At 55.0% G+C, this 11658-nt stretch carries 9 protein-coding genes; 6 read left to right on the forward strand and 3 right to left on the reverse strand.

What is annotated here, in order from left to right; genetic code table 11:
* Positions 1 to 99 precede the first annotated feature (99 nt).
* The 4 genes from rplM to sspB all read left to right on the forward strand — a co-directional run bounded on the left by rplM (position 100) and on the right by sspB (position 2415).
* Positions 100 to 528 (forward strand): 50S ribosomal protein L13, encoded by a 429-nt coding sequence (gene rplM / locus EDC54_RS04675; protein WP_012773011.1) that lies wholly within the window; start codon positions 100 to 102, stop codon positions 526 to 528.
* 15 nt (positions 529 to 543) lie between these two features.
* Complete coding sequence (rpsI, locus tag EDC54_RS04680) at positions 544 to 936, forward strand: 30S ribosomal protein S9 (RefSeq protein WP_039346610.1); 393 nt, start codon at positions 544 to 546, stop codon at positions 934 to 936.
* A gap of 325 nt (positions 937 to 1261) precedes the next feature.
* Positions 1262 to 1903: a stringent starvation protein SspA gene (sspA, locus tag EDC54_RS04685; RefSeq protein WP_132453785.1), complete on the forward strand. Its 642-nt coding sequence runs from the start codon at positions 1262 to 1264 to the stop codon at positions 1901 to 1903.
* Between the two features lie 5 nt (positions 1904 to 1908).
* Positions 1909 to 2415 carry a ClpXP protease specificity-enhancing factor gene (gene sspB / locus EDC54_RS04690; protein WP_132453787.1) on the forward strand — a complete coding sequence of 169 codons (507 nt, stop codon included), beginning with the start codon at positions 1909 to 1911 and terminating at the stop codon, positions 2413 to 2415.
* A 77-nt stretch (positions 2416 to 2492) separates the two neighbouring features.
* On the opposite strand, the gene EDC54_RS04695 is transcribed toward sspB, so the two are convergent.
* Positions 2493 to 3266, reverse strand: a complete 774-nt coding sequence (locus tag EDC54_RS04695) for a (S)-acetoin forming diacetyl reductase (RefSeq protein ID WP_132453789.1) — start codon at positions 3264 to 3266, stop codon at positions 2493 to 2495.
* 369 nt (positions 3267 to 3635) lie between these two features.
* Here EDC54_RS04695 and EDC54_RS04700 point away from each other — a divergent pair, with 369 nt between their 5' ends.
* Positions 3636 to 4049 carry a GFA family protein gene (locus tag EDC54_RS04700; RefSeq protein ID WP_132454422.1) on the forward strand — a complete coding sequence of 138 codons (414 nt, stop codon included), beginning with the start codon at positions 3636 to 3638 and terminating at the stop codon, positions 4047 to 4049.
* A gap of 35 nt (positions 4050 to 4084) precedes the next feature.
* Here the strand turns inward: EDC54_RS04700 and EDC54_RS04705 are convergent, their stop codons facing one another.
* Together EDC54_RS04705 and gltB are read right to left on the reverse strand one after the other, a co-directional pair.
* Positions 4085 to 5503: a glutamate synthase small subunit gene (locus EDC54_RS04705; protein WP_132453791.1), complete on the reverse strand. Its 1419-nt coding sequence runs from the start codon at positions 5501 to 5503 to the stop codon at positions 4085 to 4087.
* Between the two features lie 9 nt (positions 5504 to 5512).
* Positions 5513 to 9973: a glutamate synthase large subunit gene (gene gltB, locus EDC54_RS04710; protein ID WP_132453793.1), complete on the reverse strand. Its 4461-nt coding sequence runs from the start codon at positions 9971 to 9973 to the stop codon at positions 5513 to 5515.
* Between the two features lie 655 nt (positions 9974 to 10628).
* Here gltB and EDC54_RS04715 point away from each other — a divergent pair.
* Positions 10629 to 11570, forward strand: coding sequence for a TIGR01212 family radical SAM protein (locus tag EDC54_RS04715; RefSeq protein WP_132453795.1), 942 nt, complete (start codon positions 10629 to 10631; stop codon positions 11568 to 11570).
* The last annotated feature ends 88 nt before the right edge of the window (positions 11571 to 11658 follow it).

The raw sequence follows: 11658 nt of genomic DNA on the forward strand, positions 1-11658 counted from the left end.
AGGGGTAGGTTTGCTGGACTTGATCGTCGTGTGAGCCTTAACTGTTTTTAAGCGTTTGGGTGAACACCTGCGTGTAACTAATTATTGGGTAAGCTTTTAATGAAAACTTTTACAGCTAAACCAGAAACCGTAAAACGCGACTGGTACGTTGTTGATGCGAACGGTAAAACTTTAGGCCGTCTCGCGACTGAACTGGCTCGTCGTCTGCGCGGCAAGCATAAAGCGGAATACACCCCGCACGTTGATACCGGTGATTACATCATCGTTCTGAACGCTGACAAAGTTGCCGTCACCGGTAACAAGCGTAACGACAAGATTTATTATCACCACACCGGCCACATCGGTGGTATCAAACAAGCGACCTTTGAAGAGATGATTGCCCGCCGTCCTGAGCGTGTGATTGAAATCGCGGTTAAAGGCATGCTGCCGAAGGGCCCGCTGGGTCGTGCTATGTTCCGTAAACTGAAAGTTTACGCGGGTACCGAGCACAATCACGCGGCACAGCAACCGCAAGTTCTGGACATTTAATCGGGATTATAGGCAATGGCTGAAAATCAATACTACGGCACTGGTCGCCGCAAAAGCTCCGCCGCTCGCGTATTCATCAAACCGGGCAACGGTAACATCGTTATCAACCAGCGTAGTCTGGAACAGTACTTCGGTCGTGAAACTGCCCGCATGGTAGTTCGTCAGCCGCTGGAACTGGTCGACATGGTTGAGAAACTGGATCTGTACATCACCGTTAAAGGTGGTGGTATCTCTGGTCAGGCAGGTGCGATCCGTCACGGTATCACCCGCGCTCTGATGGAATATGATGAGTCTCTGCGTAGCGAACTGCGTAAAGCAGGCTTCGTTACCCGCGATGCTCGTCAGGTTGAACGTAAGAAAGTCGGTCTGCGTAAAGCACGTCGTCGTCCTCAGTTCTCCAAGCGTTAATTTCTTGCTGCATTGCAGCGAGAACGAGACGAGAAACCCGGTGCTGGTCACCGGGTTTTTTATGTCTGAAAATAATTTCCTCGAAATATACGCTTTACTTTCCATATGTTAGCGATGAATTTGCGCTTATCCCCCCACAAAACGAACAAAATCTGATAAACTGTTCGCCGGTTTCCTGCCTGTGCGCCCGCTATCGTCGCAGTTTAAAACGACGGATTTTGTCAGGCGATGTTGATACATCGGCGAGCAAAATTCCGAATAGCAGTTTGCAGGTTATTGACTGCTCGGTTATTCGCCATATTTCTCGATAAACTTGGAGGTTTTCATGGCTGTCGCTGCCAACAAACGTTCGGTAATGACGCTGTTTTCTGGTCCGTCCGACATTTTTAGCCATCAGGTCCGCATCGTATTGGCGGAGAAAGGTGTGAGTGTCGAGATTGAGCAGGTAGACATGGATAATCTGCCTCAGGATCTTATTGACCTCAATCCTTACGGTTCCGTGCCGACGTTGGTCGATCGTGAACTGACGCTCTATGAATCCCGTATTATCATGGAGTATCTGGATGAACGTTTTCCTCACCCACCCTTAATGCCCGTCTATCCGGTGGCGCGCGGCAATAGTCGCCTGATGATGCACCGTATCGAGAGCGACTGGTATTCTCTGCTGAAAAAAATCACGCATGGCAGCGATCAGGAAGCGGATGCGGCGCGCAAGCAACTGCGTGAAGAGCTGTTGGCAATTGCCCCGGTGTTCAATGAAGCGCCTTATTTCATGAGCGAAGAGTTCAGCCTTGTGGATTGTTATCTGGCTCCGTTGCTGTGGCGTTTGCCGCAGTTAGGGATTGAGCTTAGCGGATCGGGCGCGAAAGAGCTGAAAGGCTATATGACACGCGTCTTCGAGCGTGATGCGTTCCTGGCTTCCCTGACGGAAGTGGAACGTGAAATGCGTTTGCAAACCCGAGGTTAAACTGTATGGCGTTGTCTCAACTGTCTCCTCGTCGTCCGTATCTGTTACGGGCTTTTTATGATTGGTTGCTGGATAACCAATTAACGCCTCATCTGGTGGTTGATGTGACGCTGCCGGGTGTTATGGTGCCGATGGAGTTCGCCCGTGACGGCCAGATTGTGCTGAATATCGCACCGCGCGCCGTTGGCGGCCTTGAGTTAGCTGATGACAGCGTTCGTTTCAATGCCCGTTTTGGCGGCGTGCCGCGCCAGGTTTATGTGCCGATGGCGGCGGTCATCGCGATTTACGCACGAGAGAACGGGGCGGGGACGATGTTTGAACCTGAGCCCGCTTACGAATCCACGGGTGAGTCTGAAGATGTTCAGGAAGAAGCGTCTTCTTCAGGCGCAGTGATATCGATTGTTGAAAGTCCGCTTGATTCAGCATCTCTACAAGAGGGCTCCGGCCCTGATAACGAGCCGCCGCAGCCGCCTAAAGGCGGTGGCAGACCGTCGCTACGGGTCGTTAAATAATCCGTTCCTGAGGGCACCGTTGCGGTGCCCTTTTACTTCGTGTCATTAACTGAATGTATTGTTAATTGGACATATTGTTAATTGAACACCATACCGCCATCAATCAGCAGCGATTGCCCTGTCATATAATCTGAGTCGTGGCTGGCCAGATAAGAGACACAGGCGGCGACATCTTCCGGTTCGGACAGGCGACCAAGCGTGATGCGTTTGGCGAACTCTTCTGTGGCGTAACCGCGTGGCTTCCCGGCGGATTCAGACATTTTTCGATCAATTTCGTCCCACATTGGCGTCTTCACAATCCCCGGACAATAGCCGTTGACGGTAATGCCCAGCGGCGCTAAATCGCGTGCGGCGGTTTGCGTTAGCCCCCGTACGGCGAATTTACTGGAACTGTAGACGGCGAGTTCAGGGTTGCCCACGTGTCCGGCCTGCGAGCAGGCGTTGATGATCTTCCCACCGTGGCCCAGCGATTTGAACGCATCGAGCGCGGCCTGAATGCCCCAGATGACCCCTTTAACGTTAATGTTATAAACGCGATCGACGATTTCCGGCGTGATGTCTTCAATGAGCGTTGAAGGGGCAATGCCCGCGTTATTCACAATAACGTTAAAATCCCCAAAGCGCTTTTTCGTTTCTGCGACGGCGGCGAAAACGGCCTCACGATCTGAGACATCCGCCTGAAGCGCGATGGCTTGTCCGCCCGATTTTTCGATCTCCTGCGCTACGCTGTGCGCCGTTTCCTGATTATAGTCCACGATAGCGACGGCAAAGCCGTCTTTCGCCAGTCTGAGCGCGATCGCGCGACCAATACCCTGACCTGCTCCGGTTACAAGAGCCACTTCGGTAGCCATAGTTCCTCCTTAAATGAAATCCGATCTCAGTAAAACAAGCTAATCCCGGAGATAAGTGTAGGACTTTAGTGTGATGTTGCAGGGTTTATTCCGAAAAATTCTTTAGCGGAGAGTGGAAAGTGATAGTTTTCATTGGACTTTCTGGTGTGATATTCCGCAGGGGAAATAGAAAGGGTTTCCATTGGCGGGCATGATGCGGATGACTTCACATTCTGACCACGACGTTTAGGGGATGCAGGTTAAACGTTGTCCGGCTTCCTGAGCATAAGGTGGGAGATAACCTATGCTATTACCGAAACTGGCGTTGATACGCCTCTTTTCTCATAGGATATTGCGATAGTTGAGCATTAAACAGAACGGGAGGGGATGATGCATCAAGGTCGTTGTTTATGTGGCGGCGTGACGATTTCTACGACGGAACCTGTCCGGGATGTGACCGCCTGCCACTGCGGAATGTGCCAGACATGGGGCGGCGGGCCATTGATGGCGGTTGAATGCAAGGGGGCGGCGATCGCGATAGACGGCGAGGAAAACATCGTGCGCTGGCAATCATCGGCGTGGGCAGAACGGGCGTTTTGTCGCGTTTGCGGAACACACCTGTTTTATCGGCTGCGCGACTCGGACATCTATGAAATTCCCGCAGGTTTTTTCTCAGATGAGGCCAATAAGAGGCTGGTATCGCAAATTTATATTGATAATAAACCGGGCTACTACTCGTTTGCCGAACAGACGCCGATGCTGACGGAACAGGATATTATCGCGCTGTATTCCAGTAAAACGTGAAAAAGAAAAGGGCAGCCGACGCTGCCCTTAAGCTTTTACACTTCCAGATAGTTCATGATGCCGTCAGCGGCTTTGCGGCCTTCCGCGATGGCGGTGACCACCAGATCGGAACCGCGTACCGCATCGCCACCCGCAAAAATTTTCGGGTTGCTGGTCTGGAAGGCGTTATCGCAGCTTTCCGGTGCGACAATGCGACCTTGATCGTCCAGCTTGACGTCATGCTCCGCCAGCCACGCCATGGCGTGCGGGCGGAAGCCGAACGCCATGATGACCGCATCGGCTTCCAGAACGTGCTCGGAACCCTCTACGATTTCAGGACGACGACGCCCGTTGGCATCCGGCGCGCCCAGCGCGGTACGCGCCATTTTCACGCCGCACACTTTGCCCGCGCCATTGATCTCAACGCTTAACGGTTGCAGGTTGAATTTGAATTCGACGCCTTCTTCACGCGCGTTTTTCACTTCGCGTTTGGAGCCTGGCATGTTCTCTTCATCACGACGATAGGCGCAGGTAACGTGCGTCGCGCCCTGACGAATCGAGGTGCGCACGCAGTCCATCGCGGTGTCACCCCCGCCGAGTACAACGACGCGTTTACCCTGCATGCTGACGTAAGGCGCGTCTGCGGCGGCCTCAAAGCCCATCAGCTGTTTAGTATTGGCGATCAGGAAGGGCAGGGCATCGTAGACGCCCGGCGCGTCTTCATTGTCCAGTCCGCCACGCATGGACTGATAGGTGCCGACACCGAGGAAGACGGCATCGTACTCATCCAGCAGCGCTTTCATCTGCACATCCTGGCCGACTTCGGTGTTCAGGCGGAATTCGATGCCCATCTCGGTGAAGATTTCACGACGTTTCACCATCACCTCTTTTTCCAGCTTGAAGGAGGGGATGCCAAAGGTCAGCAGTCCACCGATTTCAGGATGACGGTCGAAGACGACGGCCTGCACGCCATTACGCGCCAGAACATCGGCACAGGCCAGCCCTGCCGGCCCGGCACCCACGATAGCGACGCGTTTACCGGTCGGTTTGACGTTGGCTACGCTGGGCTTCCAACCCATTTCTATCGCTTTATCATTGATATAGCGTTCGATGTTGCCGATGGTGACCGCGCCGAATTCGGCGTTAAGCGTACAAGACCCTTCGCACAGACGATCCTGAGGGCATACGCGGCCGCAGACTTCCGGCAGGCTATTGGTCTGGTGCGATAACTCAGCCGCTTCGATAATGCGCCCTTCGTTCGCCAGCTTCAGCCAGTTCGGGATGTAGTTATGTACCGGACATTTCCATTCACAGTAAGGGTTGCCGCACGCCAGACAGCGGTCTGCCTGGGCTTTGGACTGGCTTTCTGAGAACGGCTCGTAGATCTCAACAAATTCAATTTTACGGATCTTCAGCGGTTTTTTGGGCGGATCAACGCGCTGTAAGTCGATAAACTGGTAAACATTCTGACTCATGATGACCCCTTACTGCGCCTGAACCCGCAGCTCGGCTGCGGAACGACTACGGTGACCCAACAACGCCTTCACATCACTTGACTTCGGTTTCACCAGAGCAAATTTGGCTGCCCAGACCGGCCAATTAGCGAGGATCTCTTCTCCGCGGTGTGAACCGGTATGCTGCACATGTTCGGTGATCAGGCCGCGCAGATGCTCTTCATGAATAGCCAGATCTTCCACATCCAGCACTTCCACCAGTTCCGGGTTGACGCGTTTGCGGAATTCGCCGTCTTCATCCAGTACATAGGCGAAGCCGCCGGTCATGCCTGCGCCGAAGTTCACGCCGGTGCGCCCCAGCACGCAGACGATACCGCCCGTCATGTATTCACAGCCGTTATCGCCGATGCCTTCCACCACGGTGATGCAGCCGGAGTTGCGTACCGCGAAGCGTTCGCCCGCGCGGCCTGCGGCAAACAGCTTACCGCCGGTGGCGCCGTAGAGACAGGTGTTGCCGATGATGCTGGCCTCAAAGCTACGGAAAGCGGAGCCCACCGGAGGCCGTACGGAGATGCAACCGCCTGCCATCCCCTTGCCCACATAGTCGTTGGCATCGCCTGTGAGGGTGAGTTCAACGCCGCCTGCGTTCCAGACGCCAAAGCTTTGCCCCGCCGTACCGGTGAAGTAGACTTTGATCGGATCGCCAGCCAGCCCCTGATCGCCGTGTTTCTCCGCAATGGCGCCGGACAGCGTCGCGCCGACGGAACGGTCAGTGTTACGGATATCGAAGTAGAGCGCCTTGCTTTGTTTGGCATCCACATGCGGCTGTGCCTGCGCCAGTAACGCTTTGTTGAGCAGGCCCTTGTCGAACGACGGATTGCCTTCTGTGCAGTACAGCGCTTTACCCGGCTGAGGCTGGGCCGCGTGCAGTAACGGCGACAGATCCAGCTTGTGCTGTTTGGCGCTGATGCCGTCCAGTTCAACCAGCAAGTCGGTGCGGCCAATCAGATCCACCAGACGGCTGACGCCCAGTTCCGCCATCAGCAGGCGAGTTTCATGGGCGATGAACTGGAAGTAGTTAGCCACGCGCTCAGGCAGACCGTGGTAGTGATCGCGGCGCAGTTTTTCGTCCTGCGTCGCTACGCCCGTCGCACAGTTATTCAGGTGGCAGATGCGCAGATACTTACAGCCCAGCGCGACCATCGGGCCGGTGCCGAAACCGAAGCTTTCCGCCCCCAGAATTGCCGCTTTGACGATATCCACACCGGTTTTCAGGCCGCCATCCACCTGAAGGCGGATTTTGTGACGCAGACCGTTGGAGACCAGCGCCTGCTGTGTTTCCACCAGACCCAGCTCCCACGGGCAGCCCGCGTACTTCACCGAGGTTAGCGGGCTGGCGCCGGTGCCGCCGTCATAACCGGCGATAGTGATCAAATCCGCATAGGCTTTGGCTACGCCGGTCGCGATAGTCCCGACGCCCGGTTCGGACACCAGTTTGACCGAAATCATGGCTTTCGGGTTAACCTGCTTGAGGTCAAAAATTAACTGCGCCAAATCTTCGATAGAGTAAATATCGTGATGCGGCGGTGGTGAAATCAGCGTCACGCCCGGTACGGAATAACGCAGACGGGCAATATACGGCGTGACTTTATCACCCGGTAGCTGCCCCCCTTCGCCCGGCTTCGCGCCCTGCGCCACTTTAATCTGAATCACATCGGCATTGACCAGATAGGCCGGCGTCACGCCAAAGCGACCGGAAGCAACCTGCTTGATGCGGGACACTTTATTGGTGCCGTAACGCGCCGGATCTTCGCCGCCTTCGCCGGAGTTGGAAAAGCCGCCCAGTCCGTTCATCGCTTCTGCCAGCGATTCATGGGCTTCGGGGCTGAGCGCGCCGATAGACATGGCCGCAGTATCGAAACGTTTGAACATTTCCGTCGCGGGTTCAACGCTGTCGAGCGCGATGGCTGCGCCTTCCTGCGGTTTCAGCACCAGCAGATCGCGTAATGTCGCCGCCGGACGCTCGTTAACCAGTTTGGCGTATTTTTCATAATCGCTGTACTCCCCGGTTTTCACCGCCGTTTGCAGCGTCGTGACGACATCCGGGTTGTAGGCATGGTATTCACCGCCGTGAACAAACTTCAGCAACCCGCCCTGTTCCAGCGTTTTACGCTTCAGCCAGGCGCGTTTGGACAGGTTGAGCAAGTCCTGTTCAAAGTCGCTGTAGTTGGCGCCGCCGATGCGGCTAACCACCCCCTGAAAACACTGGGTCGAGACGTCTTTGTGCAGGCCGACGGCCTCGAACAGTTTGGAACAGCGATAAGACGCCACAGTTGAAATGCCCATTTTGGACATGATCTTATACAGACCTTTGTTGATGCCGTTACGGTAATTCAGCATCACGGCACGATAAGGTTTGTCGATGGTGTGGTTATCCACCATGCGCGCCAGCGTTTCGTAGGCGAGGTAAGGGTAGATCGCCGTCGCACCGAAGCCCAGCAGCACGGCAAAGTGATGTGGGTCGCGCGCGCTGGCAGTTTCGACAATGATGTTGGCATCACAGCGCAGGCTTTTTTCGACCAGACGGCGCTGAACGGCGCCCACGGCCATGGGCGCAGGGACGGGCAAGCGAGATTCACTAATGCCGCGGTCAGAGAGCACCAGCAGCACGGCGCCGTCTCGGACTTTGCTTTCCGCTTCGTCGCACAGTTTTTCGATCGTCTGTTGCAGCGACTGCTTAGACGGATCAAACGTCAGATCCAACGTGTCGGCGCGATAGTGCAGCTCATCCTGAGACGTCAGTTGGGTGAAGTCGGAGTAAAGCAGAATCGGCGATTTAAAGCTCAGACGGTGCGCCTGGCCTTCCGCTTCACAGAAGACGTTCATTTCACGACCAATGCTGGTCGCCAGCGACATCACATGGGCTTCACGCAGCGGATCGATCGGCGGGTTGGTCACCTGCGCGAACTGCTGACGGAAGTAGTCATAAATAATACGCGGACGGCTCGACAGCACGGCGAATGGCGTGTCGTCGCCCATCGATCCCGTGGCTTCCTGGCCGTTTTCGCCCAGTACGCGGAGGACCTGATCCAACTCTTCGCTGCTGTAGCCGAACTGCTTCTGGTAAGTCTCCAGCAGATCGTCAGCAAATTCACGACTGCCGACGCGATCGTCCGGCAGCTCTTCAAACGGCACCAGACGCTTAACGTTTTTCTCCATCCACTCTTTATACGGATGGCGGCTTTTCAGATCGTTATCGGTTTCCGCCGAGTGCAGAATACGACCGCTGCGGGTGTCGATCACCATCAGCTCGCCGGGGCCCACGCGGCCTTTTTCCACCACTTCATCGGGCTGGTAATCCCAGATGCCGACTTCAGACGCGCAGGTGATCAGTTTGTCTTTGGTGATGACATAGCGTGCCGGACGCAGGCCGTTACGATCCAGGTTACAGGCGGCATAGCGCCCGTCGGACATGACGATGCCGGCCGGGCCGTCCCAGGGTTCCATGTGCATGGAGTTAAAGTCGAAGAAGGCGCGCAGTTCAGGATCCATATCCGGGTTGTTCTGCCACGCTGGCGGAACCAGCAGACGCATGGCGCGAACAATATCCATCCCGCCGCTGAGGAACAGTTCCAGCATATTATCCAGCGAACTGGAGTCGGAGCCGGTTTCGTTGACGAACGGCGCGGCATCCTGCAAATCCGGGATGAGCGGCGTTTTGAATTTATAGGCGCGCGCCCGTGCCCATTGGCGGTTACCGGCGATGGTGTTGATCTCGCCGTTGTGCGCCAGATAGCGAAACGGCTGCGCCAGCGGCCAGCGTGGCACCGTGTTGGTTGAGAAGCGCTGATGGAACAGGCAGATCGAAGATTCCAGACGCAGATCGGCCAGATCGAGGTAGAAGCGCGGCAGATCCGCCGGCATGCACAAACCTTTGTAGATCGTGACCAGATTGGAGAAGCTGCAAACGTAGAATTCTTTGTCTTCGATACGTTTTTCGATACGGCGACGCGCCATAAACAGGCGGCGTTCCATATCACGTTGACGCCAGCCGGCCGGGGCGTTAACGAAAATTTGCTCAATGCGCGGCATGGACGACAGGGCAATTTCACCGAGTACATCCGGATTGGTCGGCACTTCACGCCAGCCCAGTACGGACAGCGTCTCGTTCTGCAACTCTTCTTCGACAATCCGACGCGTGGCGCGCGCCAGATCTTCGTCCTGATTGAGAAACATCATGCCGACGGCGTAGTTTTTGGCTAAACGCCAGCCGCGCTCTTCCGCCACCAGACGAAAGAAACGATCGGGCTTCTGAAGTAATAAACCGCAACCGTCGCCAGTCTTGCCGTCAGCAAGGATTGCGCCACGGTGCTGCATACGTGCGAGCGCGTGAATTGCGGTACGCACGACTTTGTGGCTCGGTTCGCCTTCTATATGGGCGATTAACCCGAAACCACAGTTATCTCTCTCTTGGGATGCATCGTACAACATATTCGTGAACCTCCCCAGGCTCTGTGTGACTCTCACAACCCACTGCGAGAAAGCACCGTGGCGTTGAGCGACATTCGTGCGACGCTCTCTTCTTCGGCCTCTCGTGGCGGTCTCACAAGTGGTAAATGACTTGTTTTTAGAGGGAGTCTTCATTTACTGCATAAATATGACGAGGTGTGACCCCGTCAGGAAAGCTTCCAGCGGATTTCCAAATTAACGAGAAAGCCTGTTCAGGTCAAATACCAGTGCAAATTGTGCTGATTAGCGATAATTTTTAATTATTCCTATGAAAGATAATGATTTTATTTAAAAAAATGTCCTGAGAGACGCGCGTGGGGTTTAATTGAAGTGTGAGCTGTATCACTATACAAAAGCATGAGAAACCCTTATCCATGCTGCTTCCCCCCCTTCATGGCAGGATATTCTTCTGGATATGGCTACTTTTAGATTTTATGAAACTCTTTTTAAGTATTCCTTCATCTTTTCATCGGATGAGTGCATGAGATAAGAAAAATTAATTGGCGTGAATGTGATTTCATTTTCATTAAAATTGAATAAAAATGCATTTATTGCGGGTGTGCGTGATTGATCGCGGTCATCGCGGAGGGGGCGAGAGAAAGGTAGTCTGCTGTTCCTTAAGGGAGCAAGTTAGAATATGCAATTGCAAAAATTAATCAATATGTTTGGCGGGGATCTTCAACGTCGCTATGGCGAGAAGATCCATAAACTGACGCTGCACGGCGGGTTTAACTGCCCAAACCGTGACGGCACGCTGGGGCGCGGCGGTTGTACGTTCTGTAATGTGGCTTCGTTTGCCGATGAGCAGATGCAGCAACGCAGCATCGCGCAGCAGTTGGCGGCGCAGGCGGGCAAGGTGAACCGGGCAAAACGCTATCTGGCGTATTTTCAGGCGTATACCAGCACCTATGCCGAAGTTCAGGTGCTGGAAAGCCTGTATCAGGAAGCGTTGAAGCAGGCTGAAATGGTCGGGCTATGCGTCGGTACTCGCCCCGACTGCGTGCCGGATGCGGTGCTGGATTTATTGTCGCGTTACCATGATCAGGGCTACGAGGTGTGGCTGGAACTGGGTCTGCAAAGCGCCAGTGATAAAACGCTGCATCGGATTAATCGCGGACATGACTTCGCGTGCTATCAGGAAACCGCCCGCCGCGCCCGTAAACGCGGCCTGAAGGTATGCAGCCATCTGATTGTCGGGCTACCGGGCGAAGATGCGCAGTGCTGTTTATCGACGCTGGAACGGGTGGTTGAGACCGGCGTGGACGGCGTTAAGCTTCACCCGCTGCATATTGTGGAAGGCAGTACGATGGCGAAGGCCTGGCGAGCCGGCAGGCTGCCTGAGCTGGCGCTAACGCGCTACGTGGAGACGGCAGGAGAGATGATTCGTCATACGCCGCCGGAGGTGATCTACCATCGTGTTTCCGCCAGCGCGCGTCGTCCGACTCTGCTGGCGCCGCTCTGGTGTGAAAACCGCTGGACGGGCATGGTGGAACTGGACCGCTACCTGCGAACGCAAGGGGTGCAAGGCTCCGCGCTGGGGAGTCCCTATTGCTACCATGACGATGAATCGCGCCGATAACGGCATTCGCTACGTCGTAAATCTGCGTGCTGGCGCCGCACACGTCACCATTTTACGTTATGATGCGCGAGTTGGTGACTAAGGGAAA

It is taken from the genome of Samsonia erythrinae, from assembly GCF_004342665.1.
In the GTDB taxonomy this organism is placed as follows: Bacteria; Pseudomonadota; Gammaproteobacteria; order Enterobacterales; family Enterobacteriaceae; genus Samsonia; species Samsonia erythrinae.